Here is a 25,205-nt window from a genome sequence, read left to right on the forward strand (position 1 = left end):
CCGCCGGATCCCGCAGAACTCATGCTGGACGTCCACGCGTCGAGCGAGCGGGGCGGTGACCCGGCGGCACCTCGGGTGCATCAGCAGCCTCACGGCTACCGACAAGAGGATGGTGCACCAGTGAGCGGCACCGCGGTCGACTACGGCCTGCCCCCGGAGATCCAGGTCGCCGCCGACGGCCCGATCCGGATCGTGACGCTCAACCGGCCCGACGCGCTGAACGCCACCAACCACGTCCTCCACGAGGCCCTCGCCGACCTGTTCCCGTGCCTCGACGCGGACGAGGAGGCCCGCGCGGTCGTGCTGACCGGCGCCGGGCGCGCGTTCTCGGCCGGCGGCGACTTCTCCTACCTGGACGAGCTGACCAGGGACGACGCCCTGCGGCGGCAGACCCTGCTGGCCGCGCGCCGCATCGTCACCGGGATGGTGCAGTGCAGGCTGCCGATCGTCGCGGCCGTCAACGGCCCCGCCGTCGGCCTCGGGTGCAGCCTGGCCGCGCTGTCCGACATCGTGTACATCGCCGAGAGCGCGCACCTCGCCGACCCGCACGTCATGGTGGGGCTCGTGGCCGCCGACGGCGGCCCGGTGACCTGGCCGCTGCTGACGAGCCTTCAGCTCGCCAAGGAGTACGCGCTGACCGGCGAGCGCATCAGCGCCCGCCGCGCCGCCGAGATCGGCCTGGCCAACCACGTCTGCGCCGACGGCGAGGTGATGGACGCGGCGATGGCGTGCGCGCGCAGGCTGGCGGCGCTCCCCCGCCGGACGCTGGAGGACACCAAGCGCGTCCTCAACCTGCACCTGGAGCGGGCCGTCCTCGCCACGCTCGACTTCGCGCTCGCCGCCGAGGACCGGTCCTTCCTGTCGCCGGAGCTGCGCGCGACCCTCGACAAGCGCCTGCGTTGACTTGCGGCGAGTCGTCGTTATGGCCCGCCGCATAACGACGACTCGCCGCAAGTCGACGAGCCGGGTTGCGGTTCAGAGGGGAGGGGCGGCCGGGAGGCGGCGCTCGCGGAGCAGGTCTTCGCCGAGCGAGCGGGTCAGCGTCCGCGCGTCGCCGAGGAGGCCGTCGAGGGTCAGGACGCGCCGGAAGTAGCGGTGGAAGTCGTGCTCCTCGGTGAAGCCGACGCCCGCGAGGACCTGCTGGCAGTGGCGGGCGACCGTGCGCGCGCAGCGTCCGGCGACGGCCTTGGCGATGCCCGCGAGCAGCGGCGAGACCTCGCCGTCCGCGCCGATCGCGGCGGTGGCCGCGGCCTCGGCGCCCTCGACCGCGACCAGGCACTCGGCCAGCCGGTGCCGGACGGCCTGGAACGCTCCGATCGGCTTGCCGAACTGGACGCGGGTCACCGCGTGCTCGCGGGCCAGGCGCAGCATCGTCCGGCTCGCGCCGATCAATTCGTGCGCCAGCGCCAGCCTGCCGGCCGCCAGCGCGGCGTCCCAGGCCGCCCGCGTGATCGGGGCGCCGCCGGGCGCCGGGACGTCCCGCACCTCGATCGCGGCCAGGCCGAGCCGGGGGTCGACGCCGCCGACCGGCCGCGCATCGAGCTTCTCCGCGTCGACGACGACCGCGCTCAGGGCGCCGTCCGGCTGCTCGGCGAGGACCACGGCGCGGTCCGCGGCGGCCGTCCGCGCGCCGCCGAGACCGCGCACCGCGAGACCGCCGCTCCGGACGGACCCCGGCGGCGCGAAGGTCCCGAACTCTGGCAGGACGAACGCGGTGCCCGGCCCGGCCGGCAGGCCGAGCGAGGAGACCAGCAGGTCGTCCAGCGCGCCGGAGGCCGCGTTCGCGGCGCCCTGGCGCGCGAACAGCAGCGGGACGACGGCGGCGCCCTCGGCGTCCAGGGCCTCGCGCCAGCCGACCTCGTCCAGCGCCGCCTCGACCTCCTTCACGTCCGGGTCGCGGAAGGCCCGCTCCAGGCTCTGCGCCAGCAGCGCGGCGGTCTCGGCGTCCATCATCGGCCGTCCCCCAGGTCGAGCAGGCGGCGCGCGATGATGTCGCGCTGGATCTCGGCGCTGCCGCCGTAGATCGTCGCCGCCCGCGAGTACAGGAACTCGGTGCGCCAGCGGTCGCCGTCCGCGTCGCCGCCGAGCGCGACGGCCGCCGGCACCGCGCCCGCGACCAGGTCGAACACCGCCTGCTCGGTGGTCGCGAGCAGCACCTTGTCGATCGAGGTCTCCGGCCCCAGCCGCTCCCCGCGCGCCATCCGGTGCTGCGTGGCGCGCGAGCGCGCGTGGAACGCGAACGCCATCTGGACGACCTCGCCGAGCTCGGCGGGGTCGAGCGCGCCGTCCGGCGCGGACGCGAGCAGGTGCCCGAGCCGCTGCCGCAGGTAGGCGCCGCGATGCCACAGCGAGGTGCTCCGTTCGTAGGGCAGCAGGTCCATCGCGATGGCCCAGCCGCCGTCGACCTCCCCGAGCGTCCGGTCGGCCGGCACGCGCACGTCGTCGAAGAACACCTCGCAGAACTCGTCGCGGCCGTGCATCGCGCGGATCGGCCGGACGGTGATGCCGGGCGAGTCCATGTCCGCGAACAGCGCCGTGATACCGCGGCTGCCCGACTCGGGCGGACCCGTCCGGGTCAGCAGGACGCAGCGGTGCGCGTACTGGGCGAGGCTCGTCCACACCTTCTGGCCGGAGACCCGCCAGACGTCGCCGTCGCGGCGGGCGCGGCACGCCAGCGAGCCGAGGTTGCTGCCGGTGCTCGGCTCGGAGAACCCCTGGCACCAGGTCTCGTCGCCGCGCAGCAGCCGCGGCACCATCTGCGCGGCCAGCTCCGGGCGGGCGAACTCGATCATCGTCGGGGCCAGCACCTCGGTCATCGAGTAGATGCCCGGCTCGATCATGTCCCGGGACGCCAGCGCCTCGCCGAGGTAGGCGCGCATCAGCGTGGACCCGCCGAGCCCGCCGACCCGCTCGGGCCAGCCCCGGCGCATCCAGCCCGCGTCGAAGGTCATTCGCTTGACCTTGGACAGGTGCCGGATCTCGGCGTCGAACGTCACGTCCGGCCCGAAGTCGGCCCGCAGTTCCGGCTCGTGCTCGTCGAGCCAGGCGTCCAGGCCGGTGCGGAACTCCTGGAGGTCCATCGATCGCGCGGTCAGCTCGCGGACGTGCGCCGGGGCGCCGGACGCCGCGGATCGTGCGGGCGCCCGGAGTCGCGCGCGCCGCTGCGCCGCAGGAACGTCATGGCCCTGGTCTGCAGCCGCCACCCGTGCGGGGTGCGGGTGTAGGTGTCGGTGTAGTAGCCGATGCGCATCGAGTGGTCGGTCTGCGCCACGAAGCACAGCGGCTGCTCGCCCCTGGCCGCGTCCTCGCCGTCGAACGTGATGGCCGGGGTGCTCACCGAGAACACGCCCTTGGGCGCGGCGGCGACCAGCTCGGGGAAGTCCGCGACGCCGTACTTCTCCCCGAAGGCGCTGTAGGTGCCGCCCGGCGCGAACACCGACACGACCTCCTCCACGTCGTCCTTCGTCATGCCGACCGCGTAGCGCGCGAGCATCTGCTCGATCTCGATGATGTCGGCGATGCGTGAGCCGTCCACGCTTCGACCTCCTCGGCGGGTTCGGGTGAGCGGCGTCCGGCCCGCGTCCTCCGGACGCGGGAGCCGCAGACCGGATCGTAACTCGACTTCGACGTCAAAACCAGTCTTATGGCTCCGAGCGGCGCGCCGCTCCGGGCCCGCCGGTTGACACCGCACCGGCGGCGGAAGCATCGTGTATCAGATCGACAGATTTAAAACTGCCGACTTCTCGCCGACGCCGTGGAGGCCCGACCGATGCCGCCGATCGACATGGAAGGCGTCCGGGCGCTCGGGCGCGAGCTGAGCAACTGGGGACGCTGGGGCGACGACGACCAGCGCGGAACCCTGAACCTGATCACCCCGGACCGGGTGAGCGCGGCCGCCGCGGCCGTGCGGCGGGGCGTCACCTTCGGCCTCTCCGTGCCCGCAGACGACACCGGGCCCTACACCATCCCGGGCATCGGCCGCTTCAACCCGATCCACACGATGACCCGCTACCGGGGCGACGACCCGAGCGGCGAGTACTCCGACTTCCGCTCGTCCGAGGACATGGTGATCCTCGGAACGCACTCCTCGACGCACTTCGACGCCCTCAGCCACCTCTGGTACGACGACCTCCTCTACAACGGGTACCACCACGACACGGCGGTCACCGCGTGGGGCGCCGAGCGCTGCTCGATCCAGCAGCTCGCCGCCGGCGTCGTATCCCGCGGCGTCCTGCTCGACCTCCCGCGCGGGCGCGGCGTCGACCATCTCGAGCCCGGGACGGAGATCGGGCCCGCCGACCTCGACGCCGCGTTCGACGCGGCCGGGCTGCGGCCCCGCCCCGGGGACGTGCTCCTGCTGCGCACCGGCACCTATCCCCGGCAGCGGCGCGGCGCCGACGTCGGCACGGGCGGCTCCCCCGGCCTCACCTGGGAGTGCGCCCGCTGGATCCGCGACCACGAGATCGCGGCCGTCTGCGCCGACAACTTCGCCGTCGAGGTGCTCGGCGCGAACGGCGGCGGCCCGATGATCCCGTTCCACATGCTCGCGATCCGCGACATGGGGCTGCTCCTCGGCGAGCTCTTCGACCTCGAGGCCCTTGCCGAGGACTGCGCGACCGACGGCGTCCACGAGTGCATGTTCGTCGCGTCGCCGCTGAACATCCCGGGCGGGGTCGGGTCCCCGCTCAACCCCGTCGCGATCAAGTGAACCCCGAACGAGAGGCAGGAGAGAGGCAGGACCCATGCCCAAGGCGTACGTCATCCTGACCGAGGCGATCAAGGACGAGGCGGGGATGGAGGCCTACGGCAGGGCCTCGGCGCCGTCCCTGGCCGCCGGCGGCGCGCGCGTCCTGGCGGCCGACCCGCGACCCGAGACGCTCGAGGGCGCCTGGCACGGCGACCGGACCGTGGTGCTGGAGTTCCCCTCGGCCGAGGCCGCCCGCGCCTGGTACGACTCGCCCGCCTACGCCGCCGCCAAGCCGCTGCGGCGGGCGGCCGCCGACACCAACGCCGTCATCGTCGCGGGGTTCGCCCGTCCCGGCGGAAACGAGCGGTGACCGCGCTCGAGCTGTCCTGCGGGCTGCCGCCCGGCCCGGACTTCGCCGGCCTGGCCGCGCTCGCCGAGGAGCTCGGCTACGCCCGGGTCTGGATCTTCGACTCCGCCCCGCTGTGGGAGGACCCGCTCGTCCACCTCGCGCTCGCCGCCGAGCGCACCCGCCGCATCGGGCTGGCCACGGCGGTGCTCATCCCGGACCAGCGCTCCCCCATGGCGATGGCCTCCGGCATCGCCACCATCGCCCGGATCAGCGGGGGCCGCTTCCGCGCGTGCTTCGGCACCGGCTTCACCTCCCGCTTCGCGCTGGGCCGCCGCCCCATGCCGCTCGACGACCTCGCGCGCTACGTGCGGGCCGTCCGCGGCCTGCTGGCGGGCGAGACCGTGCGGCTCGACGGCGCGGCCGCCCGGATGCTGCACGCCGACGGGCTGGCCGCGGCCCGGCCGGTCGGCGTCCCGCTCTGGCTCAGCGCGTTCGGCCCGCGCGGCACCGCCCTCGCCGAGGAGATCGCCGACGGGGTCATCGGCCCGCCGCACCCCGCCCTGCCGAGCGCCGTCCTCGCCTCCGGGACCGTCCTCGATCCCGGCGAGGAGCCGGACTCCGCCCGCGTCCGCGAGGCGGTCGGGCCGTGGCGCGTCGTCGACTGGCACAACGCCTACGCGGCGAGCGGCGCGGACGCGGTCGACGCGCTGCCCGGCGGCCTCGCCTGGCGCGAGTCTCTGGAGAAGCTGGCACCGGAAGGCGAGCGCCACCTCCTCACGTTCGAGGGGCACGTCACCCACCTCACCGAGCGCGACCGCCCCCTTCTCGACCACATCGGCCTCAAGGGGCTCATCGGCGGCCCCGAGCGCGTCGCGCGACGGCTCGGCAGGCTCGCCGACGCCGGGTACCGCGAGGTCATCTACACCCCGACCGGGCCCGACGTCCCCCGGGAGCTGCGGGCGCTCGCCGCGGCGAGGCCCTGAGACGGGTCCGGTCGCCTGGTCCCGCCCAGCTCACCTCCTCACCTCCCCGCCTCCCCGCATGCGGCGCGACGGCCGCCGGGCGTGCGGGCCCCGGGCAGCGCTTCCGTCCCAGTGGCTGCGTCAGACGTTCCGCCACTAGCGAGAATGTCCTTCTCATTTTTTGAGAGGTTTGCTACCATCGCGGCGACGGACGACCGGAGAGGCAGACCACATGGCGCACTTCCCCAAGCCCGCCGAGGGCAGCTGGACCGACCACTACAAGATCGACAAAAGTCCGCTCTCCTACGCGGACTCGATCACGCCCGAGCACTACGAGCTGGAGCGCGACGCCATCTTCCGGCGCACGTGGCTGAACGTCGGCCGGGTCGAGCAGCTGCCGAGGAAGGGCAGCTACTTCACCAAGGAGCTGGACGCCGCCCGCACCTCGATCGTCGTCGTCCGCGGCATGGACGGCGAGGTCCGCGCCTTCCACAACGTGTGCCGGCACCGCGGCAACAAGCTCGTCTGGAACGACTACCCGCGCGAGGAGACCAGCGGCGTCTGCCGCCAGTTCACCTGCAAATACCACGCCTGGCGCTACGACCTGGAAGGCAAGCTGACCTTCGTCCAGCAGGAGGGCGAGTTCTTCGACCTCGACAAGTCGGACTACGGGCTGGTCGGCGTCCAGGCGGAGGTCTGGGAGGGGTTCATCTTCGTGAACCTCGACACCGAGAACAGGACGCCGCTGCGCGAATACCTGGGCAAGTACGGAAAGGGCATCGAAGGCTACCCGTTCGACAAGCTGACGCAGGTCCACAAGTACCGGGCCGAGATCGGCAGCAACTGGAAACTGTTCATCGACGCGTTCGCCGAGTTCTACCACGCGCCGATCCTGCACGCGGGCCAGTACATGCCCGACGAGGCCCAGAAGATCAAGAAGTACGGCTACGAGGCCATCGCCTACGACATCGACGGCCCCCACGGAATGGTGTCGTCCTGGGGCGGGATCGCGCCCCCGCACGACCAGAAGATGGTCAAGCCGATCGAGCGGGCGCTGCGCAGCGGGCTCTTCGGCCCCTGGGACGCCCCCGACATCGGCCTGGAAGAATTGCCGCCCGCCGTCAACCCGGCCCGGCACCCCCACTGGGGCATGGACTCGTTCGTCTTCTTCCCGAATTTCATGCTGCTCATCTGGCGGCCGAACTGGGTCCTCACCTACCACTACTGGCCGACGTCCTACAACACGCACATTTTCGAGGGCACGGCCTATTTCGTCCCGCCGAAGAACGCGTTCCAGCGGCTGCAGCAGGAACTCGCCGTCGTCTCATTCAAGGAGTACGGCCTCCAGGACGGCAACACCCTCGAGGCCACCCAGACGATGCTCGAGTCCAGGACCGTGACCGACTTCCCGCTCAACGACCAGGAAGTGCTCCTGCGGCACCTGCACAACACCGCGAACCAGTACGTGCGCGACCACCGGCGCGCGCGTTCCGAGGCGACCGCCGCGACACCGTCCTGAGCTGAGGAGACACCCCTATGGCCGACACCTTCCCGCCCGACTTCGCCGACCTGGAGCCGTTCGCCGGCTGGGCGCTGCCGACCGAACGCGAGCGCTACGCCAAGCGGATCGCCAGCACCATGGACGAGCTGCAGGCCTTCTACGACGCCGCGTTCCCCCGCCTGGAGAGCGCCGCCCCCTACCTGGAGCAGGTCGAACTCGACGGCATCTCCGACCAGGACAAGCACTTGCTCTGGCTGTTCTGCGCGCTGGTGACGGTCGCGTTCCCCGTCGAGGCGTGGAGCCAGCCGAGGGTCCCCGACAGCGGCGCGGCGAGCATCGACGCCGTCGTCGAGCCCGCCGTCTGACCGCCCGGCCCGGCCCCGCCACCCGCACCCGACGACTCCCGCCCCCGACGACGCCGAAGGAGCGCTCATGCCGCGTGAGAGAAGGCCCCGGCCGCCGATCCACCTGCGGGCCGCCCGGATGCTCGACATCGACAAGGGCGAGCTCGTCGCACCGGGCTCGCTGCTCATCGTGGACGAGCGCATCGCCGAGGTCGCGCCGGCGTCCGTGCCCGGCGAGGCCGTCGTGCTCGACCTCGGCGACGTGACGCTGCTGCCGGGCCTCATGGACATGGAGGTCAACCTGCTGCTCGGCGGGCCCGACCACCGCAGCCCGCTGAACCCCGTCCAGGACGACCCGGCGGTCCGCACGCTGCGGGCCGTCGCCAACGCCCGCCGGACCCTGCGGGCCGGGTTCACCACGGTGCGCAACCTCGGCCTGTTCGTGCAGACCGGCGGGCTCCTGCTCGACGTGGCCCTGAAGAAGGCCGTCGACCTCGGATGGATCGACGGCCCCCGGGTGGTGCCCGCCGGGCACGCCGTCACCCCGACGGGCGGGCATCTCGATCCGACGATGTTCCAGGCCTTCGCGCCGCACATCATGCCGCTCACCGTGGAGGAGGGGATCGCCGACGGCGTCGCCGAGGTCCGCAGGGCCGTCCGCTACCAGATCAAGCACGGGGCGCGGGTCATCAAGGTCTGCGCGTCCAACGGGGTCATGTCGCACACCGGTCCCGCGGGCGCGCAGCAGTACTCCGACGAGGAGCTCCGGGCGATCGCCGACGAGGCGCACCGCGCCGGGCTGAAGGTCGCCGCGCACTGCATGGGCGACGGCGCCGTCCGCAATGCGATCGAGGCGGGCATCGACTGCATCGAGCACGGGTCGCTGGCGAGCGACGAGACGCTCGACCTGATGATCGAGCGCGGCACGTTCCTGGTGGCGACCACCTACCTCGCCGACGGCATGGACGTCTCGCGAGCGGCCCCCGAGCTGCGGGCCAAGGCCGCCGAGGTCTTCCCCCGCTGGAGGACGACGATCAGCAGGGCCATCGCCAAGGGCGTCACCATCGCCTGCGGCACCGACGCCCCCGCCATCCCGCACGGGAAGAACGCCAAGGAACTGCTCGCGCTGGTCGAGCGCGGCATGACGCCCCTGCAGGCGATCCGCGCAGCCACCACGGTCGCCGCCGACCTCATCGACGTCACCGACCGCGGCCGCCTCCAGGAAGGCCTCCTGGCCGACGTGATCGCCGTGCCCGGCGATCCCCTCGCCGACATCGGCGTGATCGAGGACGTCCGGTTCGTCATGAAGGGCGGCCAGGTCTTCCGCAACGACGGCGAGACCACGGGGAACACCTGACACCGCCGTCACGGGCGATGCGATTCCGCACCGCCCGCGGCGATGACGGCGAAGCGCACGCCCGTGGGGTCGGTGAGCATGGAGAACCGGCCCAGATCGGTGTCGGCGGGACCCGACCGAATTCCGGCACCGAGTTCCACCGCCCGGGCGGTGGCGGCCTCGCAGTCGGCCACCTCGAAGTACGGCGACCACCGCGAAGGAGGAACGGCCGGACCGCCGCCCTCATCCCCGGCGGGCACGTCGGCGATCCCGATGGCGACCAGCTCACCGCCGACCGTCCAGCGGACGGCGCAGCGCCCGGCGCCCGCCTCGACCGCCGACCAGCCGAACACCTCCCGGTAGAAGCGTTCGGCCTCGGCGACGTCGCGGCAGGCCAGCTCGACGAAACGGGCGGCCGTTCGCTCGCCGATCGGCGGTCGCCCGCCCTCGACGACCGGCTGCCAAACGACGAACTCCGCACCCTGCGAATCGACGAACTGCGCAATCCGCGCCAGGTGGGCGACCGATGTGGGCTCCAACCGGAGCCGGCCGCCCGCGGTCTCGACCGTCCGGACGCACGCGTCGACGTCGTCGACCCTGAAAGTGCAGGACCAGAGAGGCGACAGCGTGTCGTCGACCAGGGCCTCGACCCCAGCGACACCCTGGTCCGACGCGGGGTCCGTGAAGATCTCGACGTCGCCGAACAGGTCGAACGTCAGCGTGTAGGAGCCCCAGCCGAACAGCCCGCCATAGAACGCCTTCGAAACCCGCACGTCCGGGCTCCACAGATCGACCCACGACAGCGAGCCGTGGACGTCATGGTTCATGACCGTCCCCACCAGGTCAAAACGCACATGCCAGCCACGCTAGGCGCACCGGCGTCATGCGATCGGACAGCCTCGGATTCGGATCCACAAAGAATGTGCCGTTCCCGGCCCCGGCGCGTTCCGCCGGCGACCCGCCACCCCGGTCCTTCGGGATTCCGCACGATCCGGACCCAGGGCCTTGCGCCGCCGCCCGCCGCGGGGCCGACTTGGCACCACCCTTACCACCGGCGACGCTCTGCTTTTGCCGGGCCTACGTACCGTGACGATATGGCCAGTGCCGTCACACACCAGCAGATCATCGACGTCGCGACCCGGCTGTTCGGCGAACTGGGGTACGACGGGGTGTCCCTGCACCTGATCGCGGACGCCCTCGGCACCAGCCCTTCGAAGATCACCGAGGTCGCGGGCGACAAGCGCGCCGTCTACCTGGAGGTGACGCGGCGGGCGTTCGAGAGCGAGCACCGCATGCTCGAGGCCGTCGTGTCCCGCGCGGAGCCCGGGCAGCGGGCCCTGCACGAGATCGTCGACGCCTACCTGGACTTCCACGTGTCGCATCCCCAGGTCCGCGCGCTGTGGGCGCACCGCTGGGTGGCGGACGCCGCCGACATCTCCGAGCTCGAGGACCGGTACGCGCGGCCCCTGCTGAACATGGCGGCCCGCAAGATCCGCGACGTCGTGCCGGCGGACGTCAACGCCTACTACCTGCTCGGCACCATGGTCTGGTGCGTCCACGGCTACCTGGGGTCGGGGGTGCTCCAGCGGTCCAAGGGGATGCGGAGCCCCGACGACCCCGAAGTCGTCGCGTCCTTCCGCGAGCACCTGCACGTGATGATGGACCGGCTGCTGATCCCGCAGGATCTCGTTTCCGGGCGGAACTCCCACTGAACCGCCGCATGGGTGGCCGTCTCACTACCAGGAACACCACCGCCTTCACCCGCGGGCTGCTCGGCGTCCCTGGTGCCGCTGGGGCTGCTCACCGCCTGGGAACTGCGCGCCGGCGCGCCGTTCATCGATCTGCGGATGCTGGCGCACAACCTCGTTCGCCGTCGCCACCGCCGTCTCCGCGGTCGCCGCCCGGCGCCACGTCCGGCCGTGCCCGCGGCGCGCCGCGCCCCGCGGAATCGGCCCGAGTTTGGGCGGAGTCACGACGGGCATTCCGCCACTACCAGCGCGAACGCCGTGCCGTGGCGCCACCGGATGAACGCCGAGCGGGGAGGAGCCGCCGATGACCGCGCTCGACCGGCAACTCGTCACCGCGCTCAGGGACGCGCACGCGATGGAGCAGCACGTGCAGGCGGTGCTGAGCGAGGCCCTGACCTCGGCGGCGGACGAGCCGGGACTGTGCCGCCCGCTCGGCCACTTCGCCGAGCGGGCACACGCGCACACCAGGGCGATCGAGGACAGACTTCGCGCGCACGGCGCGTCCCCGTCCCTGGTGAAGGACGCCGGAATGCTGTTCGCGTCGGTCGCCGAAGCCGCGTTCGGCCCGGGGCACCGGGCGGGAGCCGCAAAGTACCTCCGGGACGCCTACGCCGCCGTGCACCTCCAGACCGCCACCGGTGAACTGCTGTGGCGCCTCGCCGAGCGGAACGGCGATCCGGAGACAGCACGCGTCGCGGCCGGGATGTGCAGCGACGGCCACGAGATAGCCGAGCAGCTGTCGGGCACATGGGATCTCGCCCTGGAGGTCGCCCTCCGCGCGCACGCCTTCGGCGGCCACCGGCGGGCGGCGAAGTGAACGCCGGCGTCTCCTCGTTACCTGCGAGGTAATGGACGGCGTGCAGGGGTGATCGTCAAGGTTGCCGGGTAGGTTCCGGCATCCGCCCGAGGAGGGGTCCATGACCACCGCGCTCACCCCTGACCAGATCGACGACGCCATGCCGTTCGCCCGCGCGCTCGGCGTGGAGATCGACGCCGCCGCCCCCGAGGAGGTCACCGGCCACCTCGACTGGGCACCGGACCGCTGCACGACCGGCGGGCTGATGCACGGCGGGGCGCTGATGGCGCTCGCCGACACCCTCGGCGCGGCCTGCGCCTTCCTCAACCTCCCGCCGGGCGCGTCCACGACGACCCTGGAGTCCAAGACGAACTTCTTCAGAGGCGTGAAGGAGGGCAGCGTCCGGGGCGTCTCGCATCCGCTGCACACCGGCCGGACGTCCATCGTCGTGCAGACCGACCTCTACGACGGCACCGGCCGCCGCGTGGCCCAGGTGACGCAGACCCAGGCCGTCCTGCGTCCGTGATCTGGCGCGGCGAAGGCGACGCCTTTACATTGTAGATTTTTCAGCGACGTGCTCGTCGAAGAACGCGAAGATCCGCTCCCAGGCGGCGGGGGCGTTCTCGCGCCCCTTGCCCAGGCCGAAGGCGATCTTCGTCACCGGGCCGAGCAGGCCCGGTGCCTCGGTCTCGGTGAGGAAGCTGTGACCCGCGCCCGGGTACTCCTTCACGTCGTGCGGAACGCCTCCGGCGGTCAGGGCCCGGTCGAGCCTCACCGCGGCGCGGCGAAGGGTCGGGTCGGCGCCGCCGTAGCTGGCGACGATCGGGCACGCCTCCCGCAGCGCCTCCTCCGGCCTTCCCGGCAGCATGCCGTAGTTGACCGCCGCCGCCTGGAAGCCGTACTTAGCCGCGGCGACCAGCGCGAACCCGCCGCCCATGCAGAAGCCGCAGACGCCCACACCGCCGGTGCAGTCGTCGCGCGCGGCGAGCCACTTGCGGGTCGCCTCGACCGCGTCGTAGGTGGGGCCGCGGCCGGCGCGCATCTCCCCCAGCGCCTTGCGGACGCACCGCACCCACGGCGCACCGTCGTAGAAGTCCGGCAGGACGGCCAGGTAGCCGCGGGAGGCGAACCGATCGGCCTGCGCGCGCATGTCGGCGGTGGCGCCGAACGCCTCGAACACGATGACCACGGCGGGCCACGGGCCCTCGCCTTCAGGGACGGCGAGGTACCCGGGCAGCGCGCGGTCGCCGGCGGGAATGGTGATGTCGGCCATGCCGCCCCATCCTGCCGCAGACGTACGCCGTACGTACAGGGCCGGCGGCTCGGCGGGGGCCGGGGGTCAGACCTTGCGCCACTTCGGGACCCAGGCCCCGTCCTCGACCTCGTAGTCGCCGAACAGGTCCGGCGCCTCCGCGCGCATGATCTCGCCGATCCGGCCGAAGAGCAGGCGGATCTCCTCCTCGGCGCCGGGCACGGTCCGGTTCTCCAGGGTGTGCCGCAGGCTGCGGACGTTGGCCGTCCAGACCAGGCCCGTCCCGACGCCCTCGGGGGCGAAGCGGCGCATGAAGGAGGTCTTGTGCTTCTTCTCCTGGAACGGGACGCCCTCCTCGTCCAGCATCGCCCCGCCCGCCCGGCTCGTGGTGCCATGACGCTCACTGACACCTCGAGCCACCGACATCACGTCGTCATGGGCAGACGCGGCCATTGGCCTCGAACGCCGCATGGGTCAGCGGCATGAGCTGCCTCCAGTGCTCTTCCATCTGCTCGGCGACCATCTCGATCTCGCGCTGGGGGAACGATGGGAACGCCGCATCCTCCCTCTTCGTGCGCAGGGACAGGAAGTTCATCAACGCCCGCGCATTACAGGTCGCGTACATCGAGGAGTACAGACCGACCGGGAGAACACTGCGAGCGACCTCGCGGGCGATACCCGCATCGAGCATCTCCAGGTAGGCGAGGTATGCCTGCCGGTAACTGTCCCTGGTGGTCTCGCCGACCAGTTTGTGCTGCTCAGCGGTGCCGTCCGCGAAGACGTACTTGCCAGGCCTCCCCTCCTGCACGAGCTTCCGGTCCGGCCCCGGCACGTAGAAGACGGGTTCCAGTCGGCGGTAGCGGCCGCTCTCCTCGTTGTAGGAGAAGGTGCGGTGCCGCATGAACTCGCGGAACACGAAGATCGGCGCCTTGACGTAGAAAGTCATCGAGGAGTGCTCGAACGGGGTGCCGTGCCGGTCTCGCATCAGGAAGTTGATCAAACCCTTGGAGCGTTGCGGGTCGGCCTCGATCTCGGCCAGAGAGCTCTCGCCCTTGGTCGAGACCCGCGCGGCCCAGAGCACGTCGGCGTCCGACGCCGCGGACTTGATCAGCTCCACCTCCACATCGCTGCGGAACTCGATGTCCATCACTTCTTCGCCCGGCATGATCTTCCCCTCGTGTCGCCGTACCGCCCCGGCAACCCTAATGCCGGGGACCGACATCGCTCCGCCGGGTGTAACGGGTGTCCCGAACCGACGCTCATGTGGTTATGTCGTGGGTCGAAGACGTTTCACCTGTTGTGGAGGGTTCGAGGATGGTCGAGGGGGGCGCGGCGCCGTCCGGGCTGAAGGTGCTGGGGGCGTGCCCGCTGGACTGCCCCGACGGGTGCTCGTGGGTGGTGACCGTCCGGGACGGCAAGGCCGTGCGGCTACGCGGCAACCCGGACCATCCGTACACGCGCGGGGCGCTGTGCACCAAGGTGAACCGGTGGCTCGAGCGCGCGGAGCAGCCCGACCGGATCCTGCACCCGATACGGCGCGCCGGCGCGAAGGGCGAGGGCCGGTTCGAGCGGATCACCTGGGACGAGGCCCTCGACGAGATCGCCGAACGGCTGCGCGGCGTGATCGGCGAGCACGGCGGCGAGGCCGTCTGGCCCTACTGGGGGACGGGCACGCTCGGCTACCTGCAGGGCTGCGAGGGCTTCGGCGGGCGCCGGTTCTTCAACGTGCTGGGCGCGTCCGCGCACGCCGTCGACATCTGCTCGGCGGCCGGGGCCGCCGGCATGAAGGCGGCGATCGGTTCCGCGGGCGGCATGGACCCGCAGGACCTTGCGCACGCGAGGCTGGTCCTGCTGTGGGGGACGAACCCGCTGACCAGCGGCCACCACGTGTGGAAGTTCGTCCAGGACGCGCGCAGGGCCGGGGCGCACCTGGTCGCGATCGACCCGGTCCGGACGCGGACGGCGCAGCAGGCCGACGAGCATCTGGCGCCGCTGCCCGGCACGGACGCGGCGCTCGCGCTCGGGCTGCTGAACGTGGTCGTCGGGCTCGGCGCGCAGGACGAGGAGTTCCTGCGCGACCACACCCAGGGCTGGGAGGAGTTCCGGGAGCGGATCGCGGAGTTCCCGCCGGAGCGGGCCGCGGCGATCACCGGCGTGCCCGCCGCGGACATCGTCGCGCTGGGCGAGCGGATCGCGCGGACCCGCCCGACCGCGATCCGGGCGACGCAGGGCCTTCAGCGGCATTCGGGCGGCGGGGCGACGCTCCGGGTGCTGGCGGGCATCCCCGCCGTCACCGGGGACTGGCGGCTGCACGGCGGCGGCCTCGCGTTCTCGACGTCGGGGCACATCAAGCTGAACAAGGCGGCGCTGTACCGGGACGACCTGCGCCCCGGCCCGGTGCGGACGCTGTCGATGAGCCGGCTCGGCGAAGGGCTGCTGGACGTCCAGGACCCGCCGGTCAAGGCGCTGTTCGTCATCGCGGCGAACCCGGCCGGCAGCACGCCGCACCAGAACAAGGTGCGGCGTGGCCTCGCGCGCGAGGACCTGTTCACGGTGGTGCTGGAGCAGTTCCCCACCGACACCGTCGACTACGCCGACATCGTGCTTCCGGCGACGGCCCAGCACGAGCACGCCGACCTGCACGAGGGGTACGGCCACCTGCACCTGGCCTGGAACGAGCCGGCGGTCGCGCCGCCCGGGGAGTGCCTGCCGACGTCGGAGACGTTCCGGCGGCTCGCGCGCCGGATGGGCGTCGAGGAGCCCGCCGTGTACGACTCCGACGAGCGGCTCGCCGAGCAGTTGCTGGCCTCGGACCACCCGTGGATGGCGGGCGTCACGCTGGACCGGCTGCGCGAGGAGGGGTTCGTCCGGCTGGCCGTGCCGGACCCGTTCGTCCCGTACGCCGGCGGGTTCCCGACCCCGTCCGGGCGGCTGGAGTTCCGGTCGGCGCGGGCGGCCGGTGCCGGGGCGGACCCGCTCGCCGGGTACGTCCCGCCGGCCGAGGTCGCGGATCCGGAGCGGGCTCGGCGCTACCCCCTCGCGCTGGTCTCCGCGGCGTCGCACGAGTTCCTCAACACGCAGTTCGCCAACAACCCGGAGCTGCGCCGCCGCGCGGGGGACCCGGCCGTGCGGGTGCACCCGGACGACGCGGCGTCCCGCGGCCTGGTGGACGGCCAGCGGGTGCGGGTCGGCAACGAGCGCGGCTCGTTCGACGCCGTCCTGCGGGTGTCCGACCAGGTCAGGCCCGGTGTCGCGGCGACGGCGAAGGGGCACTGGCCGAAGTTCGCCGGCGGCTCGAACGCCAACGCGGTGGTGGACGAGCGCGCCGCCGACCTCGGCGGCGGCCCGGTGTTCCACGACACCCGGGTCGAGATCACCGCGGCCGGCTGACCCGCGTCCCGATACGGTGTGCGCCGTACGGAGGGATCGATGACGTTTCAGACCATGCTCGACCGGGCCCGCAAGTACGAGCGGCAGGGCCGCGCGGAGGAGGCCGCGGGCGCGTACGCGTCCGCGGCGCAGGACGCCGAGGCGCGCGGGGACCGGGCGTCGGCCGTCGCCGTCCGGGCCCGGCTGGCGCGTGCGCGGGCCGCGGGGGGCCGGGTGGACGAGGCGCCCCGCGTCCTCGACGGCGCGGAGCGCGCGGCCGCCGCGCTGCCCGCCGGCCCGCAGGTCCGCGCGACGCTGGACGGGCAGGCCGCGCACGTCCTGGCCGCGGCCGGGCGGACGGGCGACGCGGCGCGCCGGGCGTGGGGCGCGATGGCGGCCTTCCGGTCCGTCCAGGACCACGGGCGCGCCGACGTCGCGGGCGTCCACGCGGCGCGGCTGATCGTGCGGGACGCCGGCGCGCGGGCCGCGGTCGGCCCGCTGCGGGACCTGCTGGCGCGGATGCCGCCGGGCGGCGACGGGCACCGGCGGGTGGCCGCGCTGCTCGCCGACGCCGAGCGCCGTCCCGACCGCGACCACGACGTGCTGGTCACCGATCCGGGCGGCGCCGCGTGGGGACGGCTCGCCGCCGCGCTCGCGGTCGGCGCGCACCTGGCGGTCGGGAACGGCGTGCCGTGGAACACCCTGTCCACCCCGGACGGCGCCCGCGACGACCGGGTCCTGCTGGAACGCGACTGGGGCATCACCGACGCGGCGGGCTGGCGCGAGAGCATCGACCGGCTGCTGGACGCGGAGAACTGCGACCCGGCGATCCAGATGGTGCTCGACCAGCGCGGACGCGGCACGGACCCGCACGGCTGGCGCGCGGCGATCGTCGCCTGGTGCCGCGAGCGCGACATCTCCGACGAGACGATCCAGCGCGTCGTCGCGCTGTCGGAGTCGATCCGGCGGTACGAGGCGCGGTTCCGCGCGGACGGCCTGCTGGCGCCGGACGGCCGGGTCGAGAGCGTGTACGCCTACGACTTCGGCCGCGCGGTGAACATGGCGCGCTGGGGCCTGAACGCGGGCTACTGCGACGCCGAGGAGGCCGAGAAGTGCGTGCTCGTCGCCGGGCACCGCGCCAATCAGGTGTACGGGTCGTGGACGTCGTTCTCGGCGGGGTACGTCCTCGGCCGGATGCTCCGCTTCGACGAGGGCGAGTTCGGCGAGTGGTACGAGCGGTCCCTGGCCGGCCACCGCATCCTCGCCGACGACCCGGCGAGCCCCTGGCGCCGCATGGCCTGGGGTTAGCCGCCCGCCAGCGCGTCGATCTCCGCCGTGACGGCGCGGCGCCCGGCCTCGTCGAGGAACGAGGCGGTGGCGGCGTTGCGGGCGAGCGCGGCCAGCTCGGCGCGGCCGAGCCCGAACACCTCGGCGGCGACGCGGTACTCGCCGGTCAGCGAGGTGTCGAACATGGGCGGGTCGTCGCTGTTCAGCGTGACGACCAGGCCCTCCGCCAGCATCCGCGGCAGCGGGTGCCCGGCGAGCGAGGCGACCTGCCCGGTCCGCAGGTTGGACGTCGGGCAGACCTCCAGCGGGATCCGCGTCTCGCGCAGGTGCGCGACCAGCCGCGGGTCGTCCAGGCAGCTGGTGCCGTGGCCGATGCGCTCGGCGCCGAGGCCGTCGAGGGCCTCCCAGATCGTCTCGGGCCCGGTCATCTCGCCGGCGTGCGGGACGCTGCGCAGGCCCGCGGCGCGCGCGGCGCGGAAGGCGTCGCGGAACGCGTCCCGGTGCGGCGGCCGGCACTGCTCGATGCCGCCGAGGCCGAACCCGACGAGCGCCTCGGGCGGGTGGGCGAGCGCGTGGTCGAGGGTGCCGCGGGCGCCCTCGGCGCCGAACTCGCCGGGGATGTCGAAGATGTAGGCGACGCGGATCCCGTGCCGGGCGCGGGCCTCCCGGACGGCGTGGTCGAGCGCCTCGGTGATCGCGGGCATCGGCATGCCGGCGCGCTGGTGGGTGTAGGGGGTGACGGTCAGCTCGACGTACCGGACGTTCTGCGCGGCGAGGTCGCGGGCCGTGCCGAGGACGAGGGTCCCGACGTCCTCGGGCGTCCGGACGAGGCTCGACACCGACTCGTAGACCTCGGCGAAGTGCGGGAAGTCGCGGAACTCGTAGAAGGCGCGCAGTTCGCGCTCGTCCGCGGGGACGGGGCCGCCCGGGTGGCGGCGGGCCAGTTCCAGGACGGTGGGGACGGAGGCGGAGCCCACGAGGTGGACGTGGAGCTCGACCTTCGGGAGGGCGTCGATGAACGCCTCGATGGAGGAGGTGTCGGTCAGCACGCCGCGAAGCTAACAGCCGTCCGGTCGGCCGGAACAGCGAAATCCGGGCAACCTGACACGAGATTGTCAGGAATGGTCGCCGGGGTGCCCGTCCGGGCGAGAATGGGGGCATGCGCGCCGCCCGGTTGATCTCGCTCGTCCTGCTCCTGCAGTCGCGGGGGACGATGACGGCGGGCGAGCTGGCCCGGGAACTGGAGGTCTCGGAGCGGACCGTCTACCGGGACGTGGAGGCGCTGTCGGCGGCCGGGGTCCCGGTGTACGCCGACCAGGGCCGGGGCGGCGGGTACCGGCTCGTCGGCGGGTACCGGACGCGGCTCACCGGGCTGAGCCGGGAGGAGGCCGAGGCGCTGTTCCTGTCCGGGCTGCCCGGCCCGGCCGGGGAGATGGGGCTCGGCGACGCGGTCGCGGCGGCCGAGCTGAAGGTGCTGGCGGCACTGCCCGCCTCGCTGCGGGACGCGCCGGCCCGGGCCGGCCAGCGCTTCCACCTGGACGCCCCGGGCTGGTTCGGCGACGCCGGGACGCCGCCGCTGCTGCCCGCCCTCGCGCGCGCGGTGTGGCGGGACGAGACCGTCGTGCTGCGCTACCGCAGGGACCGCGAGGTGACCCGGACCGTCGACCCGTACGGGCTCGTGCTGAAGAACGGCACGTGGTACCTCGTCGGGCGGGTCGGCGGGCAGCCCCGCACGTACCGCGTCGACCGGGTCGCCGCGGTCGAGGAGACCGGCGCGGTGTTCGAGCGGGACGAGGCGTTCGACCTCGCCGGGCACTGGGCGGAGCAGGCGGCGGCGTTCGTCCGGTCGATGCTGCGCGAGGAGGTCGCCGTGCGCCTCAGCCCGGCCGGGATGCGGCTGCTGCGGTTCGCGGTCGAGCCGGTCGCCGCGGAGCGGGCCGCCGCCGGCGCCGGCGACCCCGACGACCGGGGCTGGCGCGCGACGGTGCTGCCGGTCGAGTCCCTCGACGTGGCGGTGTCCCAGCTGATGCGGCTCGGAGCGGACGTCGAGGTGCTCGGACCGCCGGAGCTGCGCGCCCGGATGGCCGCCTCCGCCGCCCGTCTGGCCGCTCTCTACGCCGTCTGACCAGCGGCCGCGCGTCCCGGCGTGCGGGCGCCGCCGTGACCCGGGACACATCGGTCGGTAACCGAATATTTCGGTAACCGATGTATCGTGGGTGCGGTGACGATGAGACGTGGCGCGGCGCCCGGAACGGCCGCTGCGGAGGTGACGTGAGCGGCGAACCGGACGTGAGCGGCGGGCCGGCGCAGCGGCCGGTCCTGCGGCGGCTGCCCGCCGTGCTGGTGAGGGAGCGGCCGCGGCCGGCCCGGGTCCGCGCGCACCCCCGGGCCTGGTGGCTCGCGGTCGCCACGGTCTGCTTCGGCGCGTTCATGGGGCAGCTCGACGCGAGCGTCGTCACGCTCGCCTACGGCGGCCTGGGCGCGGAGTTCGGGGCCTCCCTGGCCGCCGTGGAGTGGGTGTCGCTGGCCTACCTGCTCACCCTGGTGGCCCTGCTGATCCCCGTCGGCCGGTTCGCCGACGCGCGCGGCCGCAAGCTGCTCTACCTGCGCGGCTTCGGGGTCTTCGTGGTCGCGTCGGCGGCGTGCGGGCTCGCGCCGTCGCTCTGGACGCTGATCGCCTTCCGGGTCGCGCAGGCCGCCGGCGCCGCGATGATGCAGGCCAACAGCGTGGCGCTGGTGGTGACGAGCGCGCCGGACGGGCGGGCGCGCGGGGCGCTCGGCGTGCAGGCCGCCGCGCAGGCGCTCGGGCTGGCGCTCGGGCCGACGGTGGGCGGGGCGCTGGTGTCCGCGCTGGGCTGGCGCTGGGTGTTCGGGGTCAACGTGCCGATCGGGATCGCCGCCCTGGTGGCGGGGCATTACCTGCTGCCGAGGACCCGCCCGCGCAACGACGCCCGCGAGCTCGACCGGCCCGGCGCGGTGCTGCTGGCCGCCGCGACGACGGCGGGGCTGCTCGGTGTCTCGGCGGCGTCCGGGCTGCCGGTGCCGGCGTGGGGCGTCGCGGCGCTGTTCGCCGTGGCCGCCGCGAGCGGCTGGGCGTTCACCGCCAGGCAGCGCCGGGCGCCCTCCCCGCTGCTGGACCTCGGCCTGCTGCGGGTGCGCGCGGTGTCGGCCGGGCTCGCCGGGGCGCTCGGCGCGTACCTGGTGCTGTTCGGCCCGCTGGTGCTGGTGCCGGTCGTACTGACGGGCCGCGGCTCGTCGGAGCTGCTGGCGGGGCTGGTGCTGACGGCGCTGCCCGCCGGGTTCGGCGCCGGCGCGGTCGGCGGCGAACCGCTGCTGCGCCGGATGGGCGACCGGGCCCGCGGCGTGCTCGGCGCCGGGACGGCGGCGGCGTCGCTGGCGGTGCTGCTGTTCCTTCCCCTGTCCCCCGCCTGGCTGGCCGCCCAGGCGGTAGTCCTCGGGCTCGGGCTCGGCGTGTTCACCCCGGCCAACAACGCGCTCATCATGAAGGCCGTGCCGGCGCGGTGGTCGGGCACCGGCGGCGGGCTGGTCAACATGGCGCGCGGCCTCGGGACCGCGCTCGGCGTCGCGCTCGTCACGCTGGCGCTGCACCTCGGGCCGGACGGCGGGCGCTTCGACGGGACGCGCTGGGCGATCGCCGTGCTGCTCGCCGCGTCCGCGGCCACCGTCGCCGCCGCCTGGGCGGCGACCGGCGGCCCCGCACGGCGGAGCGGCCGCACCGCCGCGGGAGGGGGCCCGGCCTGGGCGGCGAGCCGGGCTAAAGTTGCCCGCATGTCCCAGCAGCCGCGCCCCGACACCGGCACGCCCGCGCGCGCGACGGACGCGCGCCTGCTCACCGAGACCGTGACGCGGCTGCGCCGGGCGCTGCGCGCCTCGATCCGCACCGAGTACCCGTGGGAGACGCTGCCGATGGCGCAGATCGAGCTGCTGCAGGTGCTCGCCGAGCGGTCGCCCGCCCGGATCGGCGACCTCGCCGCCCGGCAGCGCCTCGCCACCAGCACCGTCAGCGGGCTGGTCGGCCAGATGATCGGTGCGGGGCTGGTGGCGCGGGCCGTCGACCCCGCCGACCGGCGGGCGTCCGCGGTCACCCTCACCGACGCCGGCCGCGACCAGCTCGCCGCGTGGGCGCGGGCCCACGAGCGGCGGCTGAACACCGCGCTGGAAGGACTGGACGAGGCGGACCGCGACGCCATCGGCGCCGCGCTGCCCGCGCTCGTCCGGCTCACCGACCGTCTGGACGGCTCGGTCTGACCGCGGCCCGCCGGCGGGCGCGACATCGCCCCCGTCCCGGTCCGGGCTCAGGTGAAGATGCTCACGCCGCCGGGGCCGACGAGCAGCCCGACGACGATGAGGACGATGCCCCAGATCAGCTCGCGCCGGGCGAGGATCACGTAGATGCCGGAGATCACCAGGATCACGGCGATGAGCCACAGGATTGTCATCATGGCGAGGGGGTCCCCGGAAAGGGGACGGCAAAACCATGGGCTCGATTCGGTCAACCGGAACGGGGCTTTCGTGCGGAGGGGGGATCGCTCCCCCCTCCGCCGGGATAACGGCGATCACGCGCGCCGCGCGGCGCGGCGCCGTGGCCGGTCACCGAGTCTTCCGCGCCCGCCGGGACCGGTCCAGGAACCACGGGACCATTTCCGGACGTCCGCGATGATGCTTCAGGACGAGACCCGGCTCCTGCGTCCGGCGGGTTGACATCCGGCCCCGACCGAGTGCCGCGGCTCCCGACGGCAACGGGACGGGCGCGGCGGCCGGGCACCCGTCACCGGGCCCGGCAGAGCCGCAGCACGTTCGCCACGATCCGGTGCCCGGCGCCGCCCGCCGCGGTCAGGATCGACTCCGGATGGAACTGCACCGCCCACCGCCGCCGCTCCGCGTCCTCGATCGCCATCACGACGTCCCCGGTCAGCGCCGTCACCTCGAAGCCCTTCACCCGTTCCGGGGTGGCGTGCAGCGAGTGGTAGCGGGCCGCGGTGAACGCGCCGGCGAGCCCGTCGAACAGCGCGCCCCCGACCACCTCCACCCGACCCGGCTTGCCGTGCGACGGCTCCGGCAGTTGGGCCAGCTCCCCGCCCGCGTGCTCGACCATCGCCTGCAGGCCGAGGCACACCCCGAACACCGGCAGGTCCCGCTCGTCCAGGGCGTCCAGCAGCGCGCGGGTCGCGAAGTCCTCCGGACGGCCCGGGCCGGGCGACAGCACCACGAGATCCGGGGCGTGCTCGTCCAGCATCCGCATGGGGAACCCGTGCCGCAGCGTGACGACCTCGGCGCCCTGCTGCCGGAAGTAGTCGGCGAGCGTGTTGACGAACGAGTCCTCGTGGTCGACGAGCAGCACCTTCAGTCCCTCGCCGGGCAGGTCCGCCGCCTGCTCGGGCTCCGGGTCCGGCACCCCGGCGGCCTGGCGCCGCGAGGCCTCCAGCGCCCCGAGCAGCGCGCTGGCCTTCAGGTGCGTCTCGCGCTCCTCCTCGTCGGGGTCGGAGTCGTACAGCAGCGTCGCGCCCGCCCGCACCGTCGCGATCCCGTCGCGGATCTGCGCGGTGCGCAGCGTCAGCCCGGTGTTCATCGACCCGTCGAACCCGACGCAGCCGACCGCTCCGCCGTACCAGCGGCGCGGCGAGTCCTCGTGGTCCTCGATGAACTGCATCGCCCACGCCTTCGGCGCCCCGGTCACCGTCACCGCCCACATGTGGGTGAGGAAGGCGTCGAGCGCGTCGAAGCCGGGACGCAGCCGGCCCTCGATGTGGTCGACGGTGTGGATCAGCCGCGAGTACAACTCGATCTGCCGGCGGCCGAGCACCCGCACGCTGCCCGGCACGCACACCCGGGACTTGTCGTTGCGGTCGACGTCGGTGCACATCGTCAGCTCGGACTCGTCCTTGGCCGACGACAGGATCGTGCGGATCTGGACGGCGTCCTCCAGCGCGTCCCCGCCGCGCTTGATCGTGCCCGCGATCGGGCAGGTCTCCACCCGGTCGCCGGTGACGCGGACGAACATCTCCGGCGACGCGCCGACCAGGTACTCCCCGTCGCCGAGGTTGAACATGAACTCGTACGGCGCCGGGTTGGTCTCGCGGAGCCGCTCGAAGAACACCGCGGGCGCGTCGCAGCGCCCGTACATGGCGTGGCCGGGCGTCACCTCGAACAGGTCGCCCCGCACGAACTTCTCCTTGGCTTCCCGCACCATCCGCGCGTACACGCCCGGCACCGGCTGCGGCGGCAGCTCGCGGTGCGCGGGGGCGGGCGTCGGCTCGGTGGCGCGCGGCATCCCCGCCGTGCTCGCGCCGTCCACCTCGAACTCGTACGACATGCGGTGCGAGGTCTCGCGCTTGCGGTCGACGACGACCATCTCATCGGCCAGGTGGAGCACGAGGTCGCGCTGGTCGGCCGGCCGCTCCAGGCGCGTCCGCAGCGGCTCGAACTGCAGCGACAGGTCGTAGCCGAACGCCCCGTACAGGCCGAGGTGCGGGTCGTCGCAGCGGAACAGGTCGATCACCGCGCGCAGCGCCGTGAAGACGGTCGGCTGGCGGCTGCGGTCCTCCTCGGCGAAGAACTCCTCCGTGGGCGGGACGAAGACCGCGAACTCCCCCGGCCCGTCCGCGCGGACCTCGCCGACCGGGCGCAGCGCCCCCGCCACCGCCGGCAGGACGACGCGGCCCCGGCCGTTCAGCGCGCGGACGGCCACGGTCCGGCCGCGCGCGACGATCTCCAGGCACGGGTCGACGTAGGCCATGTGCCAGCGGCTGTAGCGGCCGGGATACTCCATGCCGGAGCTGAGCACGCCCCCGCGCCGCTCCCCCACGGCCGCGACGAGGGCGTTCAGCACGTCGGACTTGCGCTCGGAGTCGACCGGGACGGCGGTACGGGTCACCCGCACGCCTCCGGCGGTGACGAACCCGCCGGTCCCTGCCTGATGGACGTCGGCCTGCTGTGAGACGGTCTCCACCGCGGTGGCCCCTCGTTTCGGGCCCTGCACCGGCGGACGACGAGAAACGACCGCCGGTGAGGGCGGTCGCCTGGTCTAGGACATGCACGAACCGGCGCCGCCTCAGCGGCGCCACCACCACCGGCGGGTCGCGGTTCGCATACGGGGAGGCTACCAGTGCCGGCCCGCGGGCGGCGACCCCGCCGGGCCGCCCCCGGGAGCCGGCCCGTGCGGCGGGGCCGAACAGCGCGTCCACCTGCTGGAACGATCCAGCCAACTCGTGCCGGAGCCGAGATCGGGCCGTTACCGCCGGTGGATAGCCTTTCCCGGCTCCACCCCTGGCAGGGTCCGTCTCGCGATCCGGGCGGACCCCGTGCCGCACGCACGAGGAGGATCCCCTTGGCCTCACAAGACCCACCGGAGCCGGCGCGGCGCTCCGACCGCAGCCCGTGGAACTGGCTGCTGATCGTCCCCATCGTCATCCCGCTGCTGACCTTCCTGTTCAACAGCGACGGTCCGCGGCTCGCCGGGTTCCCGGCCTTCTACTGGATGCAGCTCGCCTTCATCCCGCTCGGCGTCGCCTGCACCGTCATCGTGTACCTCATGACGCGGAAGAGGGACTGAC

The 25,205-nt window shown here is 73.6% G+C and carries 24 protein-coding genes and 1 pseudogene; 15 read left to right on the forward strand and 10 right to left on the reverse strand.

Features of this window, described 5'->3' with window-relative positions; all coding sequences use genetic code 11:
- Positions 1-120: 120 nt before the first annotated feature.
- The gene (locus F8568_RS43365; RefSeq protein ID WP_202126050.1) at positions 121-903 is read left to right on the forward strand and encodes an enoyl-CoA hydratase/isomerase family protein; all 783 of its coding nucleotides are present in this window, start codon (positions 121-123) and stop codon (positions 901-903) included.
- A gap of 72 nt (positions 904-975) precedes the next feature.
- On the opposite strand, the gene F8568_RS43370 is transcribed toward F8568_RS43365, so the two are convergent.
- Genes F8568_RS43370 through F8568_RS50060 form a run of 3 tightly spaced genes read right to left on the reverse strand, consistent with a single transcriptional unit; the run spans position 976 to position 3,535 of the window.
- Entirely contained in the window at positions 976-1,953 is a 978-nt protein-coding gene (locus F8568_RS43370) for an acyl-CoA dehydrogenase family protein (protein WP_202126051.1), read from the reverse strand.
- On the reverse strand, positions 1,950-3,080 hold the full coding sequence (locus F8568_RS43375) for an acyl-CoA dehydrogenase family protein (protein WP_151599991.1): 1,131 nt from the start codon (positions 3,078-3,080) through the stop codon (positions 1,950-1,952). Before F8568_RS43375 ends, F8568_RS43370 begins: the two co-directional genes overlap by 4 nt.
- 11 nt (positions 3,081-3,091) lie before the next feature.
- The gene (locus F8568_RS50060; protein WP_202126052.1) at positions 3,092-3,535 is read right to left on the reverse strand and encodes a nuclear transport factor 2 family protein; all 444 of its coding nucleotides are present in this window, start codon (positions 3,533-3,535) and stop codon (positions 3,092-3,094) included.
- Between the two features lie 234 nt (positions 3,536-3,769).
- Between F8568_RS50060 and F8568_RS43385 the strand changes: the two genes are divergently transcribed.
- The 6 genes from F8568_RS43385 to F8568_RS43410 all read left to right on the forward strand — a co-directional run bounded on the left by F8568_RS43385 (position 3,770) and on the right by F8568_RS43410 (position 9,200).
- Complete coding sequence (locus tag F8568_RS43385) at positions 3,770-4,708, forward strand: cyclase family protein (protein ID WP_151599993.1); 939 nt, start codon at positions 3,770-3,772, stop codon at positions 4,706-4,708.
- A 34-nt stretch (positions 4,709-4,742) separates the two neighbouring features.
- Positions 4,743-5,057, forward strand: coding sequence for a DUF1330 domain-containing protein (locus tag F8568_RS43390; protein WP_151599994.1), 315 nt, complete (start codon positions 4,743-4,745; stop codon positions 5,055-5,057).
- Positions 5,054-6,019, forward strand: coding sequence for an LLM class flavin-dependent oxidoreductase (locus F8568_RS43395; protein WP_151599995.1), 966 nt, complete (start codon positions 5,054-5,056; stop codon positions 6,017-6,019). The genes F8568_RS43390 and F8568_RS43395 overlap by 4 nt, the downstream gene beginning before the upstream one ends.
- Before the next feature lie 211 nt (positions 6,020-6,230).
- On the forward strand, positions 6,231-7,517 hold the full coding sequence (locus tag F8568_RS43400) for an aromatic ring-hydroxylating oxygenase subunit alpha (protein ID WP_151599996.1): 1,287 nt from the start codon (positions 6,231-6,233) through the stop codon (positions 7,515-7,517).
- A gap of 17 nt (positions 7,518-7,534) precedes the next feature.
- Positions 7,535-7,864, forward strand: a complete 330-nt coding sequence (locus tag F8568_RS43405) for a hypothetical protein (protein ID WP_151599997.1) — start codon at positions 7,535-7,537, stop codon at positions 7,862-7,864.
- 67 nt (positions 7,865-7,931) lie between these two features.
- Positions 7,932-9,200: a metal-dependent hydrolase family protein gene (locus tag F8568_RS43410; protein ID WP_151599998.1), complete on the forward strand. Its 1,269-nt coding sequence runs from the start codon at positions 7,932-7,934 to the stop codon at positions 9,198-9,200.
- A gap of 8 nt (positions 9,201-9,208) precedes the next feature.
- On the opposite strand, the gene F8568_RS43415 is transcribed toward F8568_RS43410, so the two are convergent.
- Positions 9,209-10,006 (reverse strand): VOC family protein, encoded by a 798-nt coding sequence (locus tag F8568_RS43415; RefSeq protein WP_151599999.1) that lies wholly within the window; start codon positions 10,004-10,006, stop codon positions 9,209-9,211.
- Between the two features lie 267 nt (positions 10,007-10,273).
- On the opposite strand from F8568_RS43415, the gene F8568_RS43420 reads away from it, so the two are divergent.
- The 3 genes from F8568_RS43420 to F8568_RS43430 all read left to right on the forward strand — a co-directional run bounded on the left by F8568_RS43420 (position 10,274) and on the right by F8568_RS43430 (position 12,249).
- Positions 10,274-10,891 carry a TetR/AcrR family transcriptional regulator gene (locus F8568_RS43420; RefSeq protein ID WP_160573983.1) on the forward strand — a complete coding sequence of 206 codons (618 nt, stop codon included), beginning with the start codon at positions 10,274-10,276 and terminating at the stop codon, positions 10,889-10,891.
- A 340-nt stretch (positions 10,892-11,231) separates the two neighbouring features.
- On the forward strand, positions 11,232-11,744 hold the full coding sequence (locus F8568_RS43425) for a DUF892 family protein (protein ID WP_151600001.1): 513 nt from the start codon (positions 11,232-11,234) through the stop codon (positions 11,742-11,744).
- Positions 11,745-11,844: 100 nt separating this feature from the next.
- Positions 11,845-12,249 (forward strand): PaaI family thioesterase, encoded by a 405-nt coding sequence (locus tag F8568_RS43430; RefSeq protein ID WP_151600002.1) that lies wholly within the window; start codon positions 11,845-11,847, stop codon positions 12,247-12,249.
- A 24-nt stretch (positions 12,250-12,273) separates the two neighbouring features.
- On the opposite strand, the gene F8568_RS43435 is transcribed toward F8568_RS43430, so the two are convergent.
- The 3 genes and pseudogenes from F8568_RS43435 to thyX form a co-directional block, all read right to left on the reverse strand.
- On the reverse strand, positions 12,274-12,996 hold the full coding sequence (locus F8568_RS43435) for a dienelactone hydrolase family protein (protein ID WP_151600003.1): 723 nt from the start codon (positions 12,994-12,996) through the stop codon (positions 12,274-12,276).
- Between the two features lie 66 nt (positions 12,997-13,062).
- Positions 13,063-13,338 (reverse strand): annotated as a pseudogene (locus tag F8568_RS43440) (FAD-dependent thymidylate synthase); the annotation flags it as partial.
- A 70-nt stretch (positions 13,339-13,408) separates the two neighbouring features.
- Positions 13,409-14,140 (reverse strand): FAD-dependent thymidylate synthase, encoded by a 732-nt coding sequence (thyX, locus tag F8568_RS43445; RefSeq protein ID WP_151600004.1) that lies wholly within the window; start codon positions 14,138-14,140, stop codon positions 13,409-13,411.
- A 149-nt stretch (positions 14,141-14,289) separates the two neighbouring features.
- On the opposite strand from thyX, the gene F8568_RS43450 reads away from it, so the two are divergent.
- On the forward strand, positions 14,290-16,365 hold the full coding sequence (locus F8568_RS43450; RefSeq protein WP_151600005.1) for a molybdopterin-containing oxidoreductase family protein: 2,076 nt from the start codon (positions 14,290-14,292) through the stop codon (positions 16,363-16,365).
- Positions 16,366-16,404: 39 nt separating this feature from the next.
- Entirely contained in the window at positions 16,405-17,652 is a 1,248-nt protein-coding gene (locus F8568_RS43455) for a DUF1266 domain-containing protein (RefSeq protein ID WP_151600006.1), read from the forward strand.
- On the opposite strand, the gene add is transcribed toward F8568_RS43455, so the two are convergent.
- Positions 17,649-18,680, reverse strand: a complete 1,032-nt coding sequence (add, locus tag F8568_RS43460; RefSeq protein ID WP_328601303.1) for an adenosine deaminase — start codon at positions 18,678-18,680, stop codon at positions 17,649-17,651. The genes F8568_RS43455 and add overlap by 4 nt on opposite strands.
- Positions 18,681-18,790: 110 nt before the next feature.
- Here add and F8568_RS43465 point away from each other — a divergent pair, with 110 nt between their 5' ends.
- Positions 18,791-19,756: a helix-turn-helix transcriptional regulator gene (locus F8568_RS43465; RefSeq protein WP_151600007.1), complete on the forward strand. Its 966-nt coding sequence runs from the start codon at positions 18,791-18,793 to the stop codon at positions 19,754-19,756.
- A gap of 146 nt (positions 19,757-19,902) precedes the next feature.
- Positions 19,903-21,900, forward strand: coding sequence for an MFS transporter (locus F8568_RS43470; protein WP_202126053.1), 1,998 nt, complete (start codon positions 19,903-19,905; stop codon positions 21,898-21,900).
- Between the two features lie 47 nt (positions 21,901-21,947).
- Here F8568_RS43470 and F8568_RS47385 read toward each other — a convergent pair whose 3' ends face one another.
- Both F8568_RS47385 and F8568_RS43480 read right to left on the reverse strand, forming a co-directional pair.
- A complete protein-coding gene (locus tag F8568_RS47385; protein WP_190854010.1) occupies positions 21,948-22,094 on the reverse strand; it encodes a GPGG-motif small membrane protein in 147 nt (48 codons plus the stop codon).
- 326 nt (positions 22,095-22,420) lie between these two features.
- Complete coding sequence (locus tag F8568_RS43480; RefSeq protein ID WP_151600008.1) at positions 22,421-24,601, reverse strand: anthranilate synthase component I; 2,181 nt, start codon at positions 24,599-24,601, stop codon at positions 22,421-22,423.
- A 378-nt stretch (positions 24,602-24,979) separates the two neighbouring features.
- Between F8568_RS43480 and F8568_RS43485 the strand changes: the two genes are divergently transcribed.
- Complete coding sequence (locus tag F8568_RS43485; protein WP_151600009.1) at positions 24,980-25,204, forward strand: DUF3311 domain-containing protein; 225 nt, start codon at positions 24,980-24,982, stop codon at positions 25,202-25,204.
- Position 25,205: the final 1 nt, after the last annotated feature.

This window comes from Actinomadura physcomitrii (assembly GCF_008923205.2).
In the GTDB taxonomy this organism is placed as follows: Bacteria; Actinomycetota; Actinomycetes; order Streptosporangiales; family Streptosporangiaceae; genus Spirillospora; species Spirillospora physcomitrii.